At 73.5% G+C, this 22,318-nt stretch carries 25 protein-coding genes; 9 read left to right on the top strand and 16 right to left on the bottom strand.

Annotated features, from left to right (window positions below; translation table 11 throughout):
• The first annotated feature begins 9 nt into the window (after positions 1–9).
• On the top strand, positions 10–756 hold the full coding sequence (locus EDF55_RS14095; protein ID WP_221180761.1) for an ASCH domain-containing protein: 747 nt from the start codon (positions 10–12) through the stop codon (positions 754–756).
• A 73-nt stretch (positions 757–829) separates the two neighbouring features.
• On the opposite strand, the gene EDF55_RS14090 is transcribed toward EDF55_RS14095, so the two are convergent.
• Entirely contained in the window at positions 830–1,483 is a 654-nt protein-coding gene (locus EDF55_RS14090) for an MOSC domain-containing protein (RefSeq protein ID WP_123655589.1), read from the bottom strand.
• Positions 1,484–1,624: 141 nt separating this feature from the next.
• On the opposite strand from EDF55_RS14090, the gene EDF55_RS14085 reads away from it, so the two are divergent.
• Genes EDF55_RS14085 through EDF55_RS14075 form a run of 3 tightly spaced genes read left to right on the top strand, consistent with a single transcriptional unit; the run spans position 1,625 to position 3,131 of the window.
• Positions 1,625–2,191 carry an RNA polymerase sigma factor gene (locus EDF55_RS14085; RefSeq protein ID WP_123655588.1) on the top strand — a complete coding sequence of 189 codons (567 nt, stop codon included), beginning with the start codon at positions 1,625–1,627 and terminating at the stop codon, positions 2,189–2,191.
• A complete protein-coding gene (locus EDF55_RS14080) occupies positions 2,188–2,829 on the top strand; it encodes an Asp23/Gls24 family envelope stress response protein (protein ID WP_123655587.1) in 642 nt (213 codons plus the stop codon). The genes EDF55_RS14085 and EDF55_RS14080 overlap by 4 nt, the downstream gene beginning before the upstream one ends.
• Positions 2,826–3,131, top strand: coding sequence for a hypothetical protein (locus EDF55_RS14075; protein WP_123655586.1), 306 nt, complete (start codon positions 2,826–2,828; stop codon positions 3,129–3,131). The genes EDF55_RS14080 and EDF55_RS14075 overlap by 4 nt, the downstream gene beginning before the upstream one ends.
• 337 nt (positions 3,132–3,468) lie before the next feature.
• On the opposite strand, the gene EDF55_RS14070 is transcribed toward EDF55_RS14075, so the two are convergent.
• From EDF55_RS14070 to EDF55_RS14035, 8 genes are all read right to left on the bottom strand, one after another.
• A complete protein-coding gene (locus tag EDF55_RS14070; RefSeq protein WP_243698245.1) occupies positions 3,469–4,623 on the bottom strand; it encodes a low temperature requirement protein A in 1,155 nt (384 codons plus the stop codon).
• 63 nt (positions 4,624–4,686) lie between these two features.
• Entirely contained in the window at positions 4,687–5,574 is an 888-nt protein-coding gene (locus EDF55_RS18875) for a phospholipase (RefSeq protein WP_185017410.1), read from the bottom strand.
• A 253-nt stretch (positions 5,575–5,827) separates the two neighbouring features.
• Positions 5,828–6,283: a MarR family winged helix-turn-helix transcriptional regulator gene (locus EDF55_RS14060; RefSeq protein WP_123655585.1), complete on the bottom strand. Its 456-nt coding sequence runs from the start codon at positions 6,281–6,283 to the stop codon at positions 5,828–5,830.
• A gap of 98 nt (positions 6,284–6,381) precedes the next feature.
• Positions 6,382–7,032 carry a GntR family transcriptional regulator gene (locus EDF55_RS14055; protein ID WP_123655584.1) on the bottom strand — a complete coding sequence of 217 codons (651 nt, stop codon included), beginning with the start codon at positions 7,030–7,032 and terminating at the stop codon, positions 6,382–6,384.
• A 100-nt stretch (positions 7,033–7,132) separates the two neighbouring features.
• Positions 7,133–7,543, bottom strand: coding sequence for a DUF1810 domain-containing protein (locus EDF55_RS14050; protein WP_123655583.1), 411 nt, complete (start codon positions 7,541–7,543; stop codon positions 7,133–7,135).
• On the bottom strand, positions 7,540–8,337 hold the full coding sequence (locus EDF55_RS14045; protein WP_123655582.1) for a YqjF family protein: 798 nt from the start codon (positions 8,335–8,337) through the stop codon (positions 7,540–7,542). Before EDF55_RS14045 ends, EDF55_RS14050 begins: the two co-directional genes overlap by 4 nt.
• The gene (locus EDF55_RS14040) at positions 8,334–8,735 is read right to left on the bottom strand and encodes a hypothetical protein (protein ID WP_123655581.1); all 402 of its coding nucleotides are present in this window, start codon (positions 8,733–8,735) and stop codon (positions 8,334–8,336) included. Before EDF55_RS14040 ends, EDF55_RS14045 begins: the two co-directional genes overlap by 4 nt.
• An 81-nt stretch (positions 8,736–8,816) precedes the next feature.
• On the bottom strand, positions 8,817–10,163 hold the full coding sequence (locus tag EDF55_RS14035) for a phosphopantothenate--cysteine ligase family flavoprotein (protein WP_123655580.1): 1,347 nt from the start codon (positions 10,161–10,163) through the stop codon (positions 8,817–8,819).
• Between the two features lie 66 nt (positions 10,164–10,229).
• Between EDF55_RS14035 and EDF55_RS14030 the strand changes: the two genes are divergently transcribed.
• Positions 10,230–11,021: an NRDE family protein gene (locus EDF55_RS14030; RefSeq protein WP_123655579.1), complete on the top strand. Its 792-nt coding sequence runs from the start codon at positions 10,230–10,232 to the stop codon at positions 11,019–11,021.
• Between the two features lie 211 nt (positions 11,022–11,232).
• Here the strand turns inward: EDF55_RS14030 and EDF55_RS14025 are convergent, their stop codons facing one another.
• Positions 11,233–12,141 carry an SDR family oxidoreductase gene (locus EDF55_RS14025; protein ID WP_123655578.1) on the bottom strand — a complete coding sequence of 303 codons (909 nt, stop codon included), beginning with the start codon at positions 12,139–12,141 and terminating at the stop codon, positions 11,233–11,235.
• 68 nt (positions 12,142–12,209) lie between these two features.
• Between EDF55_RS14025 and EDF55_RS14020 the strand changes: the two genes are divergently transcribed.
• The 3 genes from EDF55_RS14020 (at position 12,210) to EDF55_RS14010 (ending at position 14,981) form a co-directional block, all read left to right on the top strand.
• Entirely contained in the window at positions 12,210–13,319 is a 1,110-nt protein-coding gene (locus EDF55_RS14020) for an LLM class flavin-dependent oxidoreductase (RefSeq protein ID WP_123655577.1), read from the top strand.
• Positions 13,320–13,550: 231 nt separating this feature from the next.
• Positions 13,551–14,174, top strand: coding sequence for a hypothetical protein (locus EDF55_RS14015; RefSeq protein ID WP_123655576.1), 624 nt, complete (start codon positions 13,551–13,553; stop codon positions 14,172–14,174).
• 315 nt (positions 14,175–14,489) lie between these two features.
• A complete protein-coding gene (locus EDF55_RS14010; protein WP_165931386.1) occupies positions 14,490–14,981 on the top strand; it encodes a pyridoxamine 5'-phosphate oxidase family protein in 492 nt (163 codons plus the stop codon).
• Between the two features lie 136 nt (positions 14,982–15,117).
• Here EDF55_RS14010 and EDF55_RS14005 read toward each other — a convergent pair whose 3' ends face one another.
• Positions 15,118–16,356 (bottom strand): hypothetical protein, encoded by a 1,239-nt coding sequence (locus tag EDF55_RS14005; RefSeq protein ID WP_123655574.1) that lies wholly within the window; start codon positions 16,354–16,356, stop codon positions 15,118–15,120.
• 166 nt (positions 16,357–16,522) lie between these two features.
• On the opposite strand from EDF55_RS14005, the gene EDF55_RS14000 reads away from it, so the two are divergent.
• Entirely contained in the window at positions 16,523–16,906 is a 384-nt protein-coding gene (locus EDF55_RS14000; protein ID WP_123655573.1) for a RidA family protein, read from the top strand.
• A gap of 61 nt (positions 16,907–16,967) precedes the next feature.
• Here EDF55_RS14000 and EDF55_RS13995 read toward each other — a convergent pair whose 3' ends face one another.
• Genes EDF55_RS13995 through EDF55_RS13975 form a run of 5 tightly spaced genes read right to left on the bottom strand, consistent with a single transcriptional unit; the run spans position 16,968 to position 22,231 of the window.
• Positions 16,968–18,566, bottom strand: a complete 1,599-nt coding sequence (locus EDF55_RS13995) for an amidohydrolase family protein (RefSeq protein ID WP_123655572.1) — start codon at positions 18,564–18,566, stop codon at positions 16,968–16,970.
• Positions 18,563–19,243 carry a bifunctional 4-hydroxy-2-oxoglutarate aldolase/2-dehydro-3-deoxy-phosphogluconate aldolase gene (locus EDF55_RS13990; RefSeq protein WP_123655571.1) on the bottom strand — a complete coding sequence of 227 codons (681 nt, stop codon included), beginning with the start codon at positions 19,241–19,243 and terminating at the stop codon, positions 18,563–18,565. Before EDF55_RS13990 ends, EDF55_RS13995 begins: the two co-directional genes overlap by 4 nt.
• Complete coding sequence (locus EDF55_RS13985; protein ID WP_123655570.1) at positions 19,240–20,205, bottom strand: sugar kinase; 966 nt, start codon at positions 20,203–20,205, stop codon at positions 19,240–19,242. The genes EDF55_RS13990 and EDF55_RS13985 overlap by 4 nt, the downstream gene beginning before the upstream one ends.
• Positions 20,202–21,029, bottom strand: a complete 828-nt coding sequence (locus EDF55_RS13980) for an IclR family transcriptional regulator (RefSeq protein ID WP_123655569.1) — start codon at positions 21,027–21,029, stop codon at positions 20,202–20,204. The genes EDF55_RS13985 and EDF55_RS13980 overlap by 4 nt, the downstream gene beginning before the upstream one ends.
• Entirely contained in the window at positions 21,029–22,231 is a 1,203-nt protein-coding gene (locus tag EDF55_RS13975) for an alanine racemase (RefSeq protein ID WP_185017406.1), read from the bottom strand. Before EDF55_RS13975 ends, EDF55_RS13980 begins: the two co-directional genes overlap by 1 nt.
• Between the last annotated feature and the right edge of the window lie 87 nt (positions 22,232–22,318).

The raw sequence follows: 22,318 nt of genomic DNA, 5'->3' as shown, positions 1-22,318 counted from the left end.
GGTGGGGGCATGCTCTGGCGCACCGACAGGATGATCCTCGACGCGGCGACGGCAGCCGCTGCCCGACTCCCCGGGGACGGGACGCACGGCGGCACCCACACCGTCGCCGCGGCGGCGATCGACCTGTCCGGACGCGTCCACACCGCGGCGAACGTCTTCCACTTCACGGGTGGCCCGTGCGCGGAACTCGCGGTGCTCGGCGCGGCCGCGGCGGTCTCGGACGACCCGGTGATGGCGATCGTGGCGGTCGGGGACGGTGACCGCGGGGTGCTCGCCCCGTGTGGGCGTTGCCGACAGGTGCTGCTCGACCTGCACCCGCACGTGCTGGTCCTGGTGCCCGGCGCCGACGCGGGCGGGGAAGGCGACGGCGAGCCGGTGGGCGTCCCGGTGCGGACGCTCCTGCCGCACGCCTACGCCTGGCCGGACCGTCCCGCCCCGAGGATCGTCCGGTTCAACGGCCGTTACCGCGACGACGTGCTGGCCGGCCGGAAGACCGCGACGATCCGCCACGACGACCCGCAGGGCACCGGTCCGACCACCTTCGTGTTCGAGGACGAGGACGCCGAGGGGTTCACGACGACCGGCGCGGTGGTCGAGTCCGTCGCCCGGAAGCGCGTCGACGAGATCGATGCCGACGACGCCCGCGACGAGCACGCCGGCAGCGTCGCGGACCTGCGCGCCGGACTCCTGGCGCACTACCCGTCGCTCGGGGACGACGACTTGGTCGAGGTCGCCCGCTTCCGCGTCGTGCGCTGACGCAGCCGGGGACTCACGCGCCGACGCTGACGCGCCCCGGGACTCACGCGTCGACGCCGACGCGCCCCGGGACTCACGCGTCGACGCGTGCCAGGACCTTCGTGACCTCGCGGAGCACCTTCGGCGCGAGCGGACGGCCACCGGCGCCCGGCGCCGACGCGTCCAGCACGGCCTGCGCCTGCGCCGGCGTGAGTCCGGCGAACACGTCCCCGATCGTCACGCCGTGCTCCGGTCGGGACAGCACCTCGATCGGGTCGCCCGCTGCGACGGGCCCGGACTTCAGCACGCGGAAGTACGCACCGGGACGTCCTTCCTCGGTGAACCGCTTGACCCACTTGTCGACGCCGATCCGGCGGGCGAAGGTCCCGCAGGGGATCCGGGGGATGGTGACCTCGAGTTCGAGGGTCGCCCCGACCCGCCAGCGCTCCCCGGTGACGGCACCGGTGACGTCGATCCCGGTGGTCCGGAGGTTCTCGCCGAAGAGCCCGGCGGGGACCGGTCGGTCGAGCACCTCGGCGAAGTACGCGGCGTCCTCGTCGGCGTACGCGTAGACGGCCTGGTCCTCGCCGCCGTGGTGCTTGCGGTCCGCCTGGACGTCCGCGTAGAGCCCGAGCGGCCGCACCCGGACGGGGCCGTCGACGGGGCGCTTGTCGATCGCGGTGATCCCGATCGTGCCCGAGTCGGGGAGCAGGCGGTCGACGCGGCAGACGGCGGTGACGAGCGACATGCGCCCAGCCTGCCGCATCCGGGACCCCGAGCGGAACCTGGCACTTCGTGGACCGGCGTGACGAATGCCGTCCGGGGACCGTCCCAGATGCGAGGACGGGAACACCAGCGATCCCGCAACTGCGACCAGTAGAAGGAAACCGTGCAACACCCACCGAACCGGACGCCACTGGCGGAACTCGACGACGGCGTCCTCGCCGGTCGGTCCGCCGACGGCGACGTCCGTGCCTTCGAGATCCTGATCCGTCGGCACACCCCGCTGCTCCGTGCCTACGCTCGGCGGACCCTCGGCTCGACCGACGAGCTCGACGACGTCGTCCAGGAGACCTTCATCACGGCCTGGAACCGCCTCGATTCGCTCGAGGACCGTGCGCACGTCAAGGCGTGGCTGATGCGGATCCTCAGCCGGAAGTGCCTCGACCGGATCCGCGCCCGCCGTGACCATGACGACGTCACCGAGCTCGAGGTCGCGGCACCGGACGACGGCGCGCCCGAGCGCGTCGCCGAGGCGCACGACCGTGAACAGGCGGTCGAGGTCGCGCTCGCGGCCCTGCCCGAGGCGCAACGGCGGTGCTGGCTCATGAAGGAAGTGCTGGAGTACCGCTACGAGGAGATCGCCGAGGAGCTCGGTGTGCCACTCTCGACCGTCCGCGGACTGCTCTCCCGCGCCAGGAAGAACATGATCCGACTGATGGAGGGATGGCGATGACCGACGCACCCGAGAACGTGGTCCTCTCGGCACTCGAACCCGAAGACCTCGACGGCCACACGATCGACGAGCTCGCCGACTACCTGGACGCCGGGATGCAGCCGGTGGACCCGAGCATCGACGGCTCGCCCGCATGCCAGAACGCCCTCGCCGCGATCATCCGGCTGCGGCAGGCGTCGCTCGGCTCGCTCGAGGCGGCCGCCCGCGACGAAGCACCCGCCGACGACTCGTGGATCGGCGGCGTCCTGGCGAACATCTCGCTGGAGGCACGCTCCGGCCGCGACGTCCCGCTGCGTGCGGAGGCCGCCACCGAGCACCCGGTGATGACCGAGGGTGCGATCCGCTCCCTGGTCCGCCGCGCCGGGGACGCCGTCCCGGGGATCGTCGTCGCACGGTGCTCGATCGACGGTGACGTGACCGAGCTCGCGGCGCCGGTCCGGGTCACGGTCGAGGTCGCGATCGTCGCGGGCCCCTCCATCCCGGCCACCGCCGACCTGGTGCGGGCCGCGGTCGACTCGGCGCTCCGGGAGCAGACGGACCTGGTCGTCGAGGCGATCGACGTGCTGGTCCGCGACCTCATCGTCGGGCACCCGGCACCGACCGACAGCACCGACACCACCGGGGAGGCGGGCGCATGAGCGACGTCGAGCAGGTACCAGCACTCGTCGCGGTCGAGGCGGCCGTCCTCGCGGTCCCCGGCGTCGCCGAGGTCTACCGGGCCCGTCCGACGCTGCAGAGCACCGTCGCCGCGGTCCGGCACGCCACGGAAGCGGCGCGAGTCGTCCTCGACGGCGACGTCCTCCGCGTCGTCATCGGGACTGACGGCGTGTTGCCGGCTCCGCAGGTCGCGCGGGCGGTGCACCACGCGGTGCTCGCCCAGTGTGCGGAGCACGGGCTGACGCTGGCGCGCGTCGACGTCCGCATCGCGCGCGTCGGCTGACCGCGGCTCCCCGGTTCCGCCGGTCGTCGTTCCGCGTCGGGACCGGGTCGTTCCGCGTCGGCGCCGAGGTCGTTGCGCCGCGAAGGAGCGACAGAGCCGTCGTCGTACGACAACGAGATCGTCGCCATCGCGCGTCCGCAACAGTTGCAGGCGCGCGGTGACGACGAGGTCGCTGTCGTACGACAGCGAGGTTGTCGTTCCGCGTCGGGAGCGCAGGACACACGTCGGGAGCGCAGGACGCGCCCCACGAGCGCAAGACGCGCGTCGGGAGCGCTGACCGGCGGCCAGGGCGCCGGACGGGAGGCCCGTGGCGGCGCCGCCACGAGCCTCCCGTCCGTCAGCGGGTGGGCCGCAGGGCCGCGACCTCCAGGACCACGACGATCGCCGCGACCAACAGGGCGGTCGCCACGAGCGAGACCTCCGGCACCGCGATGCTCGCGAGGATCGCGAGCGTCAGCACCACGACCACGACGTTCGAGCGGACCGACAGCGACGGCCGGAGCGCGAGCGCCCAGATCGACGCGACGAACAGCGCGACCGGCACCGCGATCGTGGCGGCGACGGACGCGTGGGACAGGTCCGCCTCGCCCGCGTCGGCGCTGACGGCGACCTCGATCCCGGCGGGCAGCGCCGCTGCGGCCGCGAACACGAAGTAGTGGCCGTAGCCGAAGACCAGCGCGCTCCGCAGCCCGCGGATGTGCTCGTGCTGCTCGCGGGAGAAGTAGATCCACCACAGCCCGGCGACGATCACGAGCCCGCCGGCGGCGAGGACGAGCAACGGTCCGAGGTGCTCGGCGTCCCGGAGCCCGTCGATGACGGCGCTCGCGGACGCGACGAGTCCCTCACCGAGGACGATGAGCGTGAACAGGGCGTAGCGCTCGGCGATGTGGTGCCGGTGCCACGGCGTCGTCTCGGCGCGCGACTCTGCCCAGATCGGGATGAGGACCTCGAAGAACACGAGCACCGGCGCGACGAACAGTTGCGCGTGCGCGGGCAGGAGCAGCATCGCGACCCAGAACACCTGGACCACGGTGATGCCGACCACGTAGTGCAGCGCGGTCGACCGGTAGCGCGCGGAGGACACGGCGACGCGGATCCACTGGCCGACGAGCGCCAGCCGCATCACGACGTACCCGACGACCACGATGGTGAACGAGCCGTCCTGCATCGCGGGCCCGACGCCCGCGGCGAGCACGAGCACGCCCGCCATCTGCACGAACGTCATCACGCGGTAGAGCCAGTCGTCGATGTCGAACGACGTGGCGAACCACGAGAAGTTCAGCCAGGCCCACCAGATCGAGAAGAACACCATCGCGAACGACAGGATCGCCGAGCTGACGTGCCCCTCGGTCTCGATCTCGTGCAGGTTCGTCGCGGCGAATCCGACCGCGACGACGAAGACCAGGTCGAAGAGCAGCTCGAGGGGACTCGCGGCGCGGTGCCCCTCGGCGGGGTCGCGCGGTCCCATGCGGCGGAGTCCGATCGTCGTCACTGTGCATGACTACACGAGAACGGGGCCCCTGGGGAAACCCAGGAGCCCCGTCGTGGTGCGTGCTCAGTAGAAGTTGGTCGCCTGCGAGTGCGCCCATGCCGAGCACGGGGTGCCGTACGCGTCCTTGATGTACTTGAGTCCCCAGGTCACCTGGGTGGTCGCGTTGGTCTGCCAGTCGGATGCGATCGTCGCCATCTTCGACCCGGGGAGTGCCTGCGGGATGCCGGTCGCGCCCGAGGCGTTGTACGCCTGGTAGTCCCAGCCGGACTCCTTGGTCCAGAGGCTGTCGAGGCACTGGAACTGGTCGGAGCCCCAGCCGTACTGCGACGACGCCAGGGAGCTGGCGGTGGCCTTCGCGGCGGCGGGGGTGTTCGCGGCCGCCTGGGCCTTCGCCTTCGCGGCTGCTGCCGCTGCGGCCTTCGCGGCCTCGGCCTGCGCCTTGGCTGCTGCGTCCGCCTTCGCCTTGGCGGCTGCGGCGGCCGCCGCGGCTGCGTCGGCGTCGTGCTTGTCCTGGTCGGCGCTCGCCTGGGCGACGTCCTGCGTGGTGTCGACGGTCGACTCGATGCGGGCGCTGAGCGCGCCGCCGGAGAGCTTCGTGTAGTCGGACAGCGAGGTGATCCGCTGCTCGAGCGCCGTCGTGTCGGTCTTGTCGTTCGCGGTCGCGACGATGGTCTTCGCGGTCTCGATCGTCGCGGCTGCCTGCGCCCGGTCGAGCGCGGTGCCGTTGAGCCCGGGGGTCGGGGTGGCGGTCGGCATGCCGATGGCCTCACCGATCGCGGGCTGCGTGCCGACGGTCAGTGCGCCCCCGGCGATCGCGAGCACCGCGGCACCGCCGGCGATGAGCACGCCGCGCTTCCGGAGTGCACGGCGCATCCGGCGGCCGGGGGTGTCCAGGGCCGCGCGGCGCGTGCTGTTGGTGGTGGTGGGGAGGTCGGAGTTGTGTCCTGTCATCGATTCCGGTTGTCGGGCGGTTCGTTCGGGCGCGCTGCGTCATCGCGAGGGGGCACGGGTGAGCCGGGGGAGACCGGACGGTGGTGTGGGGCCCGTCCGTCGCCGGTGCGCAGCCGTGTGGGGCGGCCGCCGCGGTGGCGAAGCGGCAACGATGACGACCGTCCCTGGACAGGTCGTGCACGAACACTGGCAGAACCGTCCGTCCACCCCCTCCCGGAGTGTCGGTAACGGTTCGGTAACGGCTCGTCTGGCGCTACGAGCTGGGGTTCTCCTGAGAGGGGTGGCCCTGCGCCACGCGTTCGAGTGCGTCGAGGGCCCCGGCGATGGCCACGACGTCCTCGGTCGGGAGCTCGGCGATGAGCTCGGCGACGATCCCGGTGCGCTGGGAGCGTGCCTGCTCGACGGCCGCGATTCCCTCTGGCGTGGCGCTCACCATGAAGGCCCGCCCGTCACGCGGATCGGCTTCACGCGCGATGAAGCCGCGCTGCTCGAGCTCCGTCAGGATGCGGGTCATCGTGGGTTTCGTCACCACTTCGAGGCGGGAGAGGTCACCCGGTCGCAGGGGCCCTTCGCGCTGGATCGTCGCGAGCGCCGACACGATCCCGTAGCCGAGGGAGGCCGAGTCGGTGCGGGCGCGCCGGTTGATCCGACCCACCGCGGCTGCCAGGCGCGCGGCGATCTCGGTGCGGTCCGTCTGCCGAGGGCTCATCTGCTGCTTTCGGGATCGGGTTCGTGCGGTCGTGGCGATCGTAGCGGGACGGTTCCTGTACCGATGCTCAGTGCAACAGGCAGGAACTCATCGTCGGGTCAGTGCTTCTCGCCCGGGAGCTGGTGGATCGCCTCGGTCGCGAGCTCCGCCGCGACGTTGTCACCGTGCTCCGTCGCGCTCCGGAGCCGCTTGAAGTCCGCGGTCATCTGGTCCCAGTCGACGAGCTCGTCGAGGTTCGGCAGGCGCAGCCGGAACGCCAGACCGTCCATCGTGTCGGCGCACACCCGGCGCAGGTTGTCGTTGCCGCACTCGTCGACGTACAGCGCGAAGACCCCGAGGGCGTCCTTGTTCACGCCGCCGATGTCGTGCGACTCGAACTCCTTGATGGTCTTGTCGAGCGCCGACAGGATCTTCTTCCGCGCCGGCGCACCGAGGCGGGGCACCGCGAGGCGGACGACGCCGCCGAAGAGCACGCCGAGGGTCTGGAGCGCCTCGATCACCTCGGTCGGCTGGGGCGTGGTGACCCGGGTGTACCGGTTCGGCGCCATCTCGATCAGGCCCGCGCGGGCGAGCTGGCTGAGGGCTTCGCGGATGGGGGTGCGGGAGACGCCGAGCCAGGCGATCAGTTCCTCGTCGTTGAGGCGCTCGCCGGGTTCCAGGGTGCCGTCCATGATCGCCTCGTGGATCTTCTGGCGGACGGTGTCGCGGAGCAGCTGGTGTTCGGTCGGGGCGCTGCTGGGGACCGGCATGTCGTTTCCTTCGAGATCAGGGGGTCCGACGGTCCGACGGAACGGTCGGTGCGGACGCATCGGTCACGATACCTGATATGCGAACGGCGTTCCGGTCGGCTCAGCGTGTGTCGTGTTCCGCTCCGGGCCACCACCGGTCGAGCACCGCGCGGAAGGGCTCGGGACGGTCGGCGACGGCCGCGAACAGGGTCATCGACGACCGGAGCTTCAGTGCGTCGACGCCGCCCATGAGTGCATCGGCGGAACGAGCCGGAGCGGTCGCAGCGGCCTCCGCGACCTCGACCAGGCGCGGGCCGAGCACCGGGTGGGCGAGGTAGGCGCGCGCCTCGTCGTCGCTGCGGATCGCGTACCGCTCGGACATCGCGCTGCGGCCGAGCCCGGCGCGCTGCGGGAAGACGAACCACATCCAGTGCGAGGTCTTCCGGCCACGGCGCAGCTCCGCGAGCGCGACCTCGTGCACCCCGTCCTGCGCGCGGACGAACCGCCCGAGGTCGAAGGGATCCGCGCTCACGACACGACCTCGCCCCACGCGTAGCGGACCGTCGTGCCGTCGAGGACCAGGAGCGAGTCCGGCTGCCGGTCGAGCAGCCCCGGCATCCCCACGGCGTCCGGCAGGTCCCCGCCGAGCCGCTCGAGCCGGGCGCTCCGGAGCGTCAACGGGTCGTGCTGCCGCTGCCAGAACACCGTCTGCGTCAGGTACCGCGCGTGGATGCCCGCACGGGTCGTGAGCTCGACCGCGAGCGATGAGTCGTCGACCTCGCCGGCCACGACACGGACGGATGCGGCGTGGCGGGGCGGCACCGGGCCTCCGTCCCGGGTGGACCGCGAGCGGCGGGACGACCGCACCACGGCAGCCGGACCCAGCCCGCCCCGGTGCCGGACCGAGCGGTACGTCAGCACGTCCCCACGGCGCTTCGCCCGCGCGTGCGAGAACGTGTACGGCACACCGAGCAGCGCGTGCGCCGCCACGATCGCCGGCACGTTCCCGGTGTCGACCGTGCGGTACACGACCCCGTGCCGGCCGGCGTCGTCGACGGTCAGGATCTCGATCGTGACCTCGGTCATCGTGCCGAGCCGGCCGGACGGCGGGAACGGCGGGACCCGCGTCTCCCGGAAGACGTAGGCGGACAGCCCGGCCCACGCACTGCCGTCGACGACGTCGGGACGGGTGCCCCGCGGCACGAGCGGCGCGAGCGACTCCGGGTCGTGCCGCCAGTGCGCGAAGACCACGTCGTCCCACGCGTGCACGGTCACGGGGCGGTGCCGGAGCGGCACGGCCGCCCGGTCCCGCGCGGTCGGGGTCATCCCCGGGGTGCGTGCCGACCGACGCGCAGGGCCCACGCGACGAGCGGCGCCTGCAGGGGGAGGCGCAGCACCGAGACGATGCGCATCGCGCGGCTCGAGCGGGGACTGTCGAGCAGGTCGCGCGCCATCTTGAGGTTCGCCGGGAACACCGCGACGAACAGGGCCGCCGCTGCCATCCCGGCCGCACGGCGGGTGGCGGGGATGACCAGGCCGGTCGCGATGCCGAGCTCGGCGACGCCGGACGCCAGGGTCGTCACGCGTGGGGGCAGGCCCGCCGGGACGATGCGGTCGTAGCCGCGCGGACGGAGGAAGTGTGTGACGCCGGCGCCGCCGAGGATGACGGCGAGCACGCCGGCCGTCCTGGTGGCGCGTCTGGCGCGTTCGGAGCGTCGTCCCATGCGGTCCATCGTGGCCCGGGCGCCGGCGGCGGCTCTCAGGTGCGCGGCCGGTCGGCGGACGGTGCGCGGCCGGTCGGCGGCTCAGGTCAGGGCGGTCGCGACCAGGTCGAGGAGCACGGTCGCCACCTCGGCCTTGGTGCCCGACGCCTCGCGCACCACCTCGCCGCCGGGGACGAGCACCTCGATGGCGTTCTCCTCGCGCTCGAACCCCTCGGACCAGCCGACGCGGTTCACCACGAGCAGGTCGGCCGGCTTCCGGGCGATCTTGGCGCGGCCGAGTTCGATACGGGCGTCCCGGTCCGGCTCGGTCTCCGCAGCGAACCCGACGATGACCTGCCCCGTGCGACGGGCGGCGACGAGGTCCGCGAGGACGTCCGGGTTCCGCACGAGCTCGAGCGTCATCCGCTCGCCCTGCGCGTCCTTCTTGAGCTTCTCGCCGAGCACCTCAGCTGGACGGTAGTCGGCCACCGCGGCGGTCATCACGACGACGTCGGCCGCGGCTGCTGCGGCGTGCACGGCCTCGGCGAGTTCGAGCGCGGAGCCGACCGGCACCACGCGGACGTCGAGGTCCGCCGTGAGGCCGCCGTCCACGTTCGCGGCGACGAGGGTCACGTCGGCGCCGCGGGATGCGGCCGCTGCGGCGATCGCGATGCCCTGGCGGCCGCTCGAGCGGTTCCCGACGAAGCGCACCGGGTCGAAGGGCTCGCGGGTGCCGCCGGCGCTGACGACGACGCGGACGCCGTCGAGGTCGCCCTGCTCCCCGCGGGCGCCGGTGCCGGCAGGGCTGCCGGTTCCGGCTGCTCCGGCTTCTCGTGTGGTTCCGGCTGCTCCGGCCTGGAGGCTCGGCTCGACCCCGGCGGATCGGCCCGCGCCCGTCGTGCGGTCCAGCACCGACAGGGCGGCAGCCACGATCGCGTCGGGTTCCGACATCCGCCCGATCCCGGCGTCGTCGCCGGTGAGCGCGCCGACCTCGGGTCCGACGAACGCGACGCCGCGGGACCGCAGCGTCGCGACGTTCGCCCGGGTCGCGGGGTGCTCCCACATCTGCGGGTGCATGGCCGGCGCGACGAGGACCGGGGCCTCGGTCGCCAGGAGCGTCGTGCCGAGCAGGTCGCCGGCGAGACCGGCGGCCATCCGGGCGAGCGAGTCGGCGGTGGCGGGGGCGACGACGACGAGGTCCGCCCGACGGCCGAGCGACACGTGCCGGACCTCGGCGACCTCCTCGAAGACGCTGGTGGTGACGGGGTTCCGGCTGAGCGCCTCGAGCGTCGGCAGCCCGACGAACTGCAACGCACCCTCGGTCGGGACGACGTGCACGTCGTGGCCGGCCTTCACGAACTCGCGGACGACCTGCACGGCCTTGTACGCCGCGATGCCTCCGGTGATGCCGACGACGATGGTCCTGCGCGCTGCGGGTGCTCCGTTCACGCCCGCCACGCTACCCGGGCGGGGGCTCGCGTCGCGCGGTCAACGCACCGTGCGAGGATCGACGCCATGTGCACCGTCGTCGTCCGCGTCGAACCCGGTTCGGCGTGGCCCGTCACCATGCTCGCGATGCGGGACGAGTCCCCGACCCGCCCCTGGGACCCGCCCGCCGCCTGGTGGCCCGACCGTGACCCGGCGCTCCGGGGCGTCCGCGACCGCGAGGCCGGCGGCGCCTGGCTCGCCGCCTCCGACGAGGGCGGGCTCGCCGTCGTGCTGAACCGCTGGGAGGACGTCCCCTCCGCCGACGGCACCTGGACCACCAGGGGCGTGCTGCCCCTCGACGCCGTCGCGGACGAGCGCCTGCCCGGCCACGACGGCACCCTGCCGACGACGCGTGCGTTCAACCTCGTCCGCGCGACGGCGTCCGGCGCCTCGGTCGTGACGTGGGACGGCGCCGAGGTCCGGACCGTCGAGCTCGGCCCCGGCGTGCACATGATCACCCACGGCGAGCCGGACGACCCGGCGGCGCCGCGCATCGGTCGCTGGCTCGAGCCCTTCCGTGCCGTGGCGGCGCCGAGCGGCCCGCCGGAGCTCGCCCCCTTCGACGAACTCCGTGCCGCCGACGCCGGGACGGACCCGGGCGATGGCTGGAGCCCCTGGTTCGGGCTGCTCGCCGAGTCCGCGGCGCTGCCCTCGGACGACCCGGACGCGATCCTCCGCGACGCCGTCGAGCCCGAGGGGCACTTCGCGACGCTCTCGATCGTGGCCGCCGCGGTCGGGCCGGGCCGCACGGTCCTGCAGCACGCGCGGCTCGCGGACCCGGGCGACATCGACGGCAGCGTCGAGCTCCACCGCGCCTGACGCGCGCCGCGCGGGTCCCCGTACGACACCCTCGCTGTCGTACGACAGCGAGGGTGTCGTCGCGTGCGGGCGCAACCGTCACCAACGCGAACGAACGACACCGCGGATGTCGTACGACAGCGAGGTTGTCAATCCGAGTCACGCCGCAGCGCGCCGCCCGGCCGCCGCACGTGCCCGCCCGGCCGCCGCGCGCGCCCGCCCCGCGCCCGCGTCAGGCGGGCAGGTGCGTCCCCGTGAGGTCCTCCGCGACCGCCCACAGGCTCCGCGCCAGGTCCGCACTCCGTGCCGACCGCGGGATCGAGGCCGTGGTCGCCGGCCCGACGATGCCGAACGGACCCGACGGCCCGTAGTAGGCGCCGCCGGTGGCGTTCGGCCCGACCGCCGCGTACAGGATCGGCTCGCTGCCCTGCGCGACGTCCTGCGTGAAGGGCCACGCCCGCTGGCGCGACGCGACGGGCTTCGACCGGCCGAGCGAGCGCCCCGCCGACTGCAGGTTCGTGCGCGTGTAGCCGGGGTGCGCCGCGGTGGAGACGAGCGGCCAGTCGACCTCGACGGAGAGCGTGTGCAGGTGCAGCGCGAGGAGCAGGTCCGCGAGCTTCGACTGCGCGTACGCCCGCCACGGGGAGTACCCGCGCGTCCACTGGAGGTCGTCGAACCGGATCCGTCCGGGGACGGCCGCGATGCTCGACATCGTCGCCACCCGCGGTGCCGAGGCCTTGAGCAGTGCGGGCATCAGCAGGTTCGTCAGGGCGAACGGGCCGAGGTAGTTCGTTCCGAACTGCAGCTCGAACCCGTCGACGGTCTCGAAGCGTTCGGGCGGCGCCATCACGCCGGCGTTGTTGACGAGCACGTCGAGGGGCCGGTCGTCGGCCAGGATGCCCGCGGCGAACCGCCGGACACTCGACAGGTCGGCGAGGTCGAGTTCACGGACCTCGACGTCGGCGTGCGGGTGCGCCTGGCGGATCGCGGCAGCGGCGTCTTCGCCCTTCGACGGCGTGCGCACCGCGATCACGACGGATGCTCCGGCTTCGGCGAGGCGGGTCGCGGTCTCCTTGCCGGTGCCGCTGTTCGCTCCGGTGACGACGATGCGGCGTCCGGTCTGGTCGGGGATCTTCGGCATGCGCGAGACCGTACACGCGGGCCCTGACTGTGCTAGATTCATGCAAACGCATTCACTTGGAGGTCGCCATGAGCAACGCATTCGGCACCGGTCGTCCGTCGGACGTCCCGCCGCCCGCTCCCGACCGCGTCGGGCCGGTCCAGCTCGGCCTCGACACCTTCGGTGACGTCACCGACCGGCTCGACGGCTCGACACACACCCACGCGGAGAGCATCCGGAACGTCATCGACGAAGCCGTCCTCGCCGACCAGGTCGGCATCGACTTCATCGGCATCGGCGAGCACCACCGCGTCGACTACGCCGTCAGCGCGCCCGAGGTCGTCCTCGCCGCGATCGCCGCACGCACCGAGCGCATCCGGATGGGCTCCGCCGTCACGGTGCTCTCCTCGGACGACCCGGTCCGCGTCTACGAGCGCTTCGCCACGGTCGACGCGATCTCGAACGGCCGCGCGGAGGTCATCCTCGGCCGCGGCTCCTTCACCGAGTCCTTCCCGCTGTTCGGCTACGACCTGTCCGACTACGAGGTCCTGTTCGAGGAGAAGCTGCAGCTCTGGGCTGCCCTCCGCGGCGGCGACCCGGTCACCTGGAGCGGCACGAAGCGCGCGTCGCTGACCGACCAGGACGTCTTCCCGAAGCTCGAGCACGGCCCCATCCCGACGTGGATCGGCGTCGGCGGCTCGCCCCAGTCCGTGATCCGTGCGGCCTCCTACGGCATGCCGCTGTTCCTCGCGATCATCGGCGGGCAGCCCGCGCAGTTCGCGCCGTTCTCCCGGCTCTACCGCCAGGCGCTGACGCAGCTCGACCTGCCGAAGCAGCCGATCGCGATGCACTCGCCCGGGTTCGTCGCCGCCACCGACGAGGAAGCGGCGGAGCGCTACTGGCCGTTCCACAAGGACGTCACCGACCGGCTCGGACGGGAGCGCGGCTGGCCGCCCCTCGACCTCGCGCAGTACCAGGCCGGGCTCTCCGCCGGCGGGTCGCTGTACGTCGGCTCGCCCGAGACCGTCGCGCGGAAGATCGCGCGCAACATGCGGATCCTCGGGGTCACCCGGTTCGACATGCGGTACGCCACCGGACGGCTGCCGCACGAGGACATGATGCGCTCGATCGAGCTCTACGGCACCGCGGTCGCGCCGCGGGTCCGCGAGCTCCTGGCCGAGCCGGTCCCCGTCCCGTAGTCGGCTGGCGCCGCATGGCTGGTGCCGTTCGGCGCGGCACAATCAAAAGCAGTTCGCACCACGGGATTCCGTGGTGCGAACTGCTTTTCGTTGTGCGGCGGTCTGGGGCGGCGGCGGCCCGGTGGCGGGCGGCGCGGCGGCGGTCCGGCACGGGTCGGGTCTCGCGCGGTCGGGAGGCCGGGGTCGCGCCCGCCACGCGGCCTCACGGGAGCGCCGCGTACCGTCTCCCGCATGCCGTCGCGCCCCAGCACCGTCGAACGTCGTTTCCGTGGTCGGATCATGGGCGTCGGCACGACCTCGGGCGTGCGGCTCGTCGTCGGGATGTGGGAACGCTCCCCGTTCGGCGCGTTCACGGACGTCTTCGTGGAGCTGCCCGACGGCTCGAGCGTGCTGCTCGCCCCGGACGAGATCGTCGCCGCGTACGTCTCCGGCACCTACCGCTTCGACGCGGTCGACGTCGTCCCGGTCACCGCCCGCCGCACCGCGGCCGGGCTCGAGCTCGACGCCGGTCAGCTCCGCGCGACGATCGACGTCGGCGCGATCTCGCCGCTCGGCCGGGTGCTCCGCATCGTCCCGAAGCGCGTCGCCCGTGACCCGAGGTGGCTCAGCGCGATCGACCCGGTCGCCAGGCTCGTCGCACCCGGTGCCGGCACCGCGGGCTCGGCGGGCGGCGGGCGTCGCGAGTACTACGGCGTGACCGGGGCGCACGACGTGACCGGCGTGCGGGGCACCTGGGCGGGGGAGTCCCTCGGGGCCCTGGCGCCGCTCGACCCGCCCGTGCGGTTCGGCTTCGCGTCGATGCCGCGCATCCCGCAGGTCGTCGACGTCGAGACGACCATCCACGAGCCCGCCTGACCCGCGCGGATCCCGCGCGGCCGCCCTCGACGCGCGCGCCTGCCGTGCCGAGCGCGCGCGCCGGACCGGTACCGGGCCTCCCGGTCGCCGCGCAGCGGGACCACGCCGCCGAAGCGACACTCCTCGTGGTCCGCACACCCGACCACTGTCGCTCTCCGGGACGAGACGGCGAGCCGGGCGCAGGACCGGATGCCGGACGAGACGCGCTGCGCCGGACGCGCCCAGGTCCGAGGGGCAGACTGGCCGGAACGGTACGGCCCCGGGTCCGCCCGGCAACGTCGCGGTGGGTCGGGGCGCACGATGCGAAGGAGCACCATGACCGACACGCAGGCGGACCAGCGCGCCGCCATCTCCGACATCGTCCACGGGGCCCACACGGCCCTCCTGACCACGGTCAGCGAGGACGGCTCCCTGCACGCACGTCCCCTCGCGGTGCAGGACAAGACCTTCCACGGCACCCTGCGGTTCCTCGTGCAGGACGGCAGCGAGAAGGTCGACGACATCGCCAGGAACCCGCACGTCAACGTCGCGATCGAGTCGCAGGGCGGGTACCTGTCCATCGCCGGCACCGCGACCGTGACGAAGGACGACTCCGTGATCGACGAGCTGTGGTCGCCGTTCGCGGAGGCATGGTTCCCGGACGGCCGCGACGACCCGTCGATCCGGCTCCTCACGGTCGAGGGGGAGTCGGTCGAGTACTGGACCCAGGACACCGGTCCCGTGGGGAGCCTGGTGCAGACGATGAAGGCCGCGCTCGGCAAGGAGTCCCAGCCGGACCTCGGCTCGCACGGCACCGTCGAGCTCTAGCGAGACGCGCATCGCGAGACGCCGCCGGCTCCGCGAGACGCCGCCGTCTGCGGCGGCGTCTGGCCCGGTGAGCGGCGTCTCGCCCAGTGCGCGGAGCGCCCGAGTGCGCGGGGCGCCCGAGTGCGGGGCGCCCGGGTCAGGGCGGGCCGAGCAGCCAGAGCACGGCGACGAGCACCGGCTGTCCGGCGAGCGCGCACGTGACGAGCGTCCAGCGCATCCAGGGCTTCGCGACGAGCTCGGGTGACCCGAACAGCGGCGCGAGCGGCATCAGCAGCCGCGGGGTCGACGCCATCGGCAGCGACACCGCGAAGACGTAGAGCGCGTACGCCCCGGAGAAGACGAGCGTCGTGGACCCGAGCTTCCGGGTCGACCGGCGCAGCAACCAGATCGGGTACCCGATCAGCAGCCCGACGACGATGAGCACGCCGCCGACGCCGAGCCACTTCGCGGTGGTCAGGAACCACGGCGTCAGCGGCACGAAGTCCACGCGGCCGATGAAGTTCACCCACCAGGACATCTCCGTCGCCAGGTAGGCGTCGGAGCGCCCGGTGACGTGCGACGCGATCACGGGCCACGCGAGTCCCGCGACGACCATCACGACGCCGGACGCCACGACGCGGGCCTGCTCGCGGAGCGGGAACCCGTCGAGCACCCGCGAGTTGCCGCGGCGCAACTGGACCCAGCGCACCAGGGCGACGACCCCGAGCGTCAGCGGCAGCGCGAGCGCGCCCGGCCGGGTGAACGCCGCGGCGACCCCGAGCGCGGTGAGCAGCCCGTACCGCCGGTGCTCGAGCGCCAGGAGCGCCCCGAACACGAGCGCCAGGAACATGCTCTCCGCGTACCCGACCTGCAGCAGGAACGACAGCGGCCCGCACGTGAAGAAGAAGACGGCCCACATCGCCGCGGTGTTGCCGGCGCGTTCGCGGACCAGCCGGTGCAGCAGGAACGCGGCGACGAGGCCGGCGACGAGCGCGATCGCGGGTGCGGCGACCTCGAACGTCATGCCGGTCCACACGGTGACGAACCGGATCGTGAACGGGAAGGCCGGCAGGAACGCCCACGCGTTCTGCGCCACGTGTCCCGCTGTGTCGAGGGGCAGCGTCGTCGGGTACCCGTGCAGGGAGATCTGCTCGTAGTACTGGCCGTCCCACGCGGTCAGGAACCGGAGGAACCCGTGGTCGTTGGTCCAGATCGCGTTCTCCGGCAGCGCCCGCCCGGTCAGCGGGTACACGAGTGCGAGCCAGAGCGTGGAGACCATGCGGCCGCCGAACCAGACGAGCACGACGGCGGCCCACGCGGGCAGGCTCGTGACCGAGTCGATCGCCCGGCGACGACCGGACGCGATCGACTGCGTGAGGGTTCCGTCGGGCGGCACGCCACGACGATAGTCACGGTGGCTGGGTGACGCACACAGCGCGCCGGTCGGGAGGCACGACACGCGTTGTGCAGTGCGGAAAACGGCCGTCCCGTGGTCGGTCCGCAGTGCCCCGCTCGCCCTAGCCTGGGACGACCCGCCCGCAACCCCATCGTGAGGAGCCACCGTGCCGAAGACCGCCATCGTGACCGAGAACGCCCCGAAGCCCGCCGGCCCCTACAGCCAGGGGATCGTCGCGAACGGCTTCCTCTACACCGCCGGCTTCGGCCCGCAGGACCCGGCCACCGGTGCGATCGCCGACGACGTCGCCGGGCAGACGGCCCAGGTGCTGGCCAACGTCGCAGCGGTCCTCGCCGAACACGGAGCGACGCTCGACGACGTCGTGAAGTCGACCGTGCACCTCGAGCACTCGGACCGTGACTTCGCGGCCTTCAACGAGGAGTACGCGAAGCACTTCACCGCGCCGTACCCGGTGCGCACCACCGTGCAGTCGCACCTGGCGAACATCCTCGTCGAGATCGACGTCGTCGCGGTGCTCCCGACCGCCTGAGCTGCCCTCCGAGCAGCCCTCGGCGCACTCGCTCGGCTGAGTGAAGGCTCAGCGCCCCCGGTCAGGACACTCTGCGGAGCCCCTGGCCGGGGGTCTCGTGCGTCAGGGCGCCGTCCCGCAGCACGGGGACACCCGCGACGAGGACGTCGTCGATCCCCTCCGCGAGCTGCATCGGGTGGGCGTACGTCGACCGTGCGGCCACGCGCTCCGGATCGACCACGACGAGGTCTGCGACCGCCCCGGCCGTCACCGTCCCCCGCGCGCCGAGTCGGTGGCGCTCGACCGCCGTCGTGGCGAGGTGCCGGGCGACCTCGGCCCAGCCCAGGCGGCCCGGGACCGCGTACTCCTCGAGGTACCGCGCGAACGTGCCGTACGCCCGGGGGTGCGGGTGCGTGCCGACGAAGATCCCGTCCGAGCCCGCCGTGTGCCCGGGCAGCCGGAAGAGCGGGGTGAGCTCGTCGGCGGTCCGCGGGTGTGGCACCCGCATCACGACAGTGACCTGGAGCGCCGAGTCGACGAGGACGTCGAGCGCGAGGTCGACCGGGTCCGTGCCGGTCAGCTCGGCCGCTTCGGCGAGGGTGCGGCCCTGCAGCGCGTGGAACTCCGGCGCCGGCACGTGCGAGAGCGTGATCTGCTCCGCCCACCCCGTGCCGAGGTCCGCGCGTCCGAGCACCCGGCCGAGCACGGCGCCGCGGACCCGGGCACGGCCGTCCTCGTCGGCGATGGCCGCCGCGAGGTCGGTGGTGCCCGGACGGGCGAGGTCGGCGGGCAGCAGCAGCATCGACAGGATCGTGCAGCCGCGGGAGTACGGGTACGCGTCGAACGACATCGGCGCTCCGGAACGCTCGAGGTCGGCGAGGGCCTCGACCGCGAGCTCGACGGGCGCGTGCAGGTGCGACACGTGCGCGCGGACCCCCGTCGCGCGGACGATCTCCGCGATCTCGTCGAGGCCCGCCCGGGCGTTCGTCTCGTAGCCGCCGCGCATGTGCGAGACGTACAGCGCGTCCGCATCGGCGACCTCGATGCAGAGCGCCGTGAGCTCCGCGGTGTCGGCGTACAGCCCGGGGACGTAGTCGAGCCCGGTCGCGAGCCCGACGGCACCCGCATGGAGACCGTCGCGGACCATCGTCCGCATCGCACGGCGCTCCTGCGGCGTCACCGGACCGGGGTCGTCCCCGTGCACCTCGTGCCGGACGGTCCCGGCGGGGACGAGCGTCGCCACGTTCAGCGGCGTGGTGCCGTCGTACGTGGCGAGGAGTCCGGCGATGCCGCTGCCGTCGTAGTGGGGGTGGGGGCCGTCGATGGCGGCGAAGTACGTGTCGGCGAACGCACCGCCACCCGGGGCCGGTCCGACGCCGTCCTGCCCGGTGACGATCGTGGTGACGCCCTGCCGCAGGAGCGCGAGCTGCACCTCGGGCTCGAACACGAGCGAGCCGGCGTGCGAGTGCGCGTCCACGAAGCCGGGGAGCACGAGGCGCTCGCCGCAGTCGACGACGGTGGCGCCCGGCGGTGCGGTGATGTCCGGCGCGACCCGGACGATGCGGTCGCCCTCGACGAGGACATCGGCCCGCTCGACGTCTTCGACGCCGGGCGCGGCGCCCGAGTCTGCGGCCGTGCCGACGACGCCGACGACGGAACCGCCGCGGAGCAGCACGGTCATCGGTGCACCGCGGCGACGAGTCGCTCGGCGCGGGCCCGGAGCGCGTCGAGGTCGCCGGAGGTCAGCGCGTCCCCGACCAGCGGCGACCCGAGCCCCACGGCGACGGCACCGGCGTCGAGGTAGTCGCAGGCGTCGTCCACCCCGATGCCGCCGGTCGGGATGACGTCGACGAAGTCCAGCGGTGCGAGCACCTGCTTGAGGAATGCGGGGCCGCCGAGCTGGGCTGCCGGGAAGACCTTCACGGCGCGGGCGCCGAGCTGCCAGGCGCGGACGATCTCGGTCGGCGTCGCCGCGCCCGGGTACCAGCCGAGGCCACGCTCGTGCGCGCGTTCCCCGATGGCCGCGTCGGTGTGGGGACTCACGGCGAAGGTGGCTCCGGCGGCGGCGGCCTCGTCGAGCTGCCGCGTGTCGAGCACGGTGCCGACGCCGATCGCCGCCGCCGTGCCGTACTCCGCCGTGCCCCACGCGATGCCCTCACGCCAGCGCGGGGTGTTCGTGGTGATCTCGATCGCCCGGACGCCGGCATCGACGAGGGTGCGGATGACGTCCTCGACGTGCTCGCCCGTCCCGCCGCGGAGGATCGCGATGGCCGGTCCGGCCTCGTGGCGGTGCCGCGCGGTCCCGGTGGTGGTGGTGGTCGTGGTGTCGGTCATCGTGTCGTTCTCCATCGTGCTCATCGGTCGACGCGGTCGTGGACGGCGTGGTCGATCCCGGTCACGTCGACCAGACCGAGCGCGGCGGGGTCCGGCCGGCGCCAGTCGCCGTCGACCGTGCAGGCGAGCGCGCCGGCGTCGGCGGCGCGGTCGAGCGTGGCGGTGGGGGAGGCCCCGGCGAGGTCCGCGGCGAGCCAGGCGGCGACGAACGCGTCCCCGGCGCCGACCGGGTCGATCACCGCGACCGGGCTGGCGTGCCGCCGGTACAGCACCCCGTCGATCGACGCGACGGCCCCGCGGGACCCGAGCTTCACGACCGCTCGGCCGTTCGCCAGCGCGGCGAGCTCGTGCGCCAGGGCTTCCTCGTCGTCGTCGCGCTCCGGACGCCCGAGGACCAGCCGTGCCTCGTCGTCGCCGGCGAAGACCACCGCGGCATGGGCGGCGACGGCGCGGTAGTACGACCGGCCGGTGTCGTCGTCGACGAGCTTCGGGCGGTGGTTGACGTCGAACGACACCGGGACGCCGGCGTCGGCGGCGCGGACGATCGCGGCGTGCACGGTCTCCCGCGCGGTGTCCGAGAGCGCGAGCGTGATGCCGGAGAGGTGCAGCAGCGCAGCGCGTTCGACGAGGCCGGAGGGTACGTCCGCCGGCGTCAGGGCAGCGCCCGCGGAACCCCGGCGGTGGTACGTGACCCGCGTGCGGCCCCCGTCGAGCCGTTCCTTCATCATGATCCCGGTCGGGCGCTCCGGGTCGCGAACGGGGACGACCTCGACCCCCTCGGCCGCGACGTCGGCGAGGACGCGGTCCCCGGCGGGGTCGGCGCCGACCCGGCCGATCCAGGTCGCGTCGACACCGGCGCGGGCGAGGCCGATCGCGACGTTGCTCTCCGCGCCGCCGGTGTCCACGCCCATCGCGTCGAGGTCGGTGACGGCGCCGCGCCCGGCGAGCAGGAGCATCGTCTCGCCGAAGGTCAGGACGCCGGTCACCGGGCACCCCGGGCGAGGGCGAGCTGTGCCGAGGACGACCCGAGCGCGACCGAGATCTCGAGCGCGGTCCGGACGACGCCGCCCCCGAGGTCGCGCACGGCCGAGGCCTTGAACCGGGACGCGAGCCCGGAGATGCTCATCGCGCCGACGACCTGGTTCGCGTGGTCGAGCACGGGGGCCGCGACGCAGCGGATGTCCGGCTCGTTCTCGCGGTCGTCGATGCCGTACCCGCGTTCCCGCGTCCGGCCGATCTCCTGGCGCCAGCGGTCGTCGTCCGTGATCGAGTGCTCGGTCATCGCGGCGGCGGGGTGGGCGAGCACCCGGTCGAGCAGGTCCGGCTCGCCGAACGCCACCATCGCCTTGCCGGACGCGGTGTTGCGCATCGGCAGGCGGTTCCCGATCCGGGAACCCATCCGGACGGTGCCCCGGGTCTCGACCTTGTCGACGTAGACGATGTCGGTGCCGTCCGGGACGACGAGGTGACACGTCAGCCCGGTCTGTTCGGCCGTGCGGCGGAGGAAGGGCGCGGCGGCGGCGCGGAGGTCGATCCCCTCGAGGTAGCTCTGCCCGAGCAGCAGCGACCCGAGGCCGAGCGTGAAGCCGGCGTCCGCGGTGCGGCGGAGCAGGTCGTTCTCGAGCATCGGGGCCGTCAGCCGCAGCACCGTCGACTTCGAGGTACCGAGCGCGGTGCTCAGCGTCGTCAGGCTCACCGACGGGTCACCGTTCCGGGTCCGGTCGGCGACGAGGTCGAGGATCCGGAGGCCACGCCGGAGGGAGAGCGCGGCGTTCCGTGCGGGCAGCTCGGGTGCTTCGGCTGTCTGCATCAGAACCACGTCGCGATCGTCTCGAGCACGGTGTCGTCGTCGTCGACGACGTGCACCTGGCGCCACTTGTCGAAGACCGTGCACGGGTGCGAGATGCCGAACACGACGACGTCGCCGGGCGCCAGCGCGACCCCCGTCGCCAGCGCGAGGTAGCAGTGCTGGTCGTCGAGGCGGGTCACGGTGACCGCCCCGGGTGCCGGGACGCGCTGCGCGTCGCGAGCCGAGCCTCCGATCCGGATCTGCCGCACCACCGGGAGACCCTCGTCGAAGGAGATGTCGCGCTTGCCGACCGCGACGAGTGCCAGGCCGGGTTCCGGGCACGACGTGACCCGCCCCCACACCTCGATCGCCGCGCGGAGCGAGCCCTCTGCCGGGTGCCGGTGGAACGGCGTACGTGCCTCGTAGAAGCCGTCGTCGTGGGTGAGGTACGCGCCGGACCGGAGCAGCACGTCGAGGTCGTCCGGGCGGGCCGCGACGGCATCGGTGACGGCGTCGAACCAGGCGCTGCCGCCCATGCTGAGGAGTGCCCGGTCGCCGGTGACGAGCGGTCGGACGCTCGCGGCGATCGCGAGGACGCCGTCGACGTACGCACGGGCCTCGTCCACGCCGGGCAGGCCGCCCTCGTAGCCGGAGACACCGCGGAGGGTCAGGCCCGCGTCGACGGCCCGCTGCGCGATGTCCGAAGCGGTCGCCGCGTCACGGACACCGGTGCGCCCGCCGGGGAACCCGACCTCGACGAGTACGTGGAGCTGCCCGTCGACCGCCGCGGTCGCCGCTGCCGCTGCCGCCACCCCCGCCGCAGAGTCGACGTAGCAGAGCACGTCCGACGCGGGGTCGGCGGAGCGGCGGGACGCGAGCCAGGCGAGCCCTGCGGGGTCGAGGACCTCGTTCGCGACGAGGACGTGGTGGATGCCGTGCTCCCACGCGACCATCGCCTGCTGGACCGACGCGACCGTGACGCCCCACGCGCCGGCGTCGATCTGCCGCACGGCGAGGTCCGGCGACATGTGCGTCTTCATGTGCGGGGCGAACAGGAGCCCGTGCCGCTCGACGTACGCCTGCATCACCGCGGTGTTGTTGACGAGCGCGGAGTCGCGGAGCGTCATCACGGGCAGGTGCGCGGCGTCGAGCACGTGGTGCGGGGTGCTGGCACCCGGGTCCCATGCGCCCTTGGTGCTGACGGTGGCGGGGATGGTCGGCATCGATCCTCCTTCGACGGGGTCCACGCTGCTGCACGGACGATCGTCCGGACAACGCTGTCCGTCCCACCGTTCCACATTGCAGAACAG

It is taken from the genome of Curtobacterium sp. ZW137, assembly GCF_003762905.1.
GTDB lineage: Bacteria > Actinomycetota > Actinomycetes > Actinomycetales > Microbacteriaceae > Curtobacterium.
Note: the sequence above shows the minus strand (reverse complement) of the source record. Positions and strands in the feature narration are given on the sequence as shown.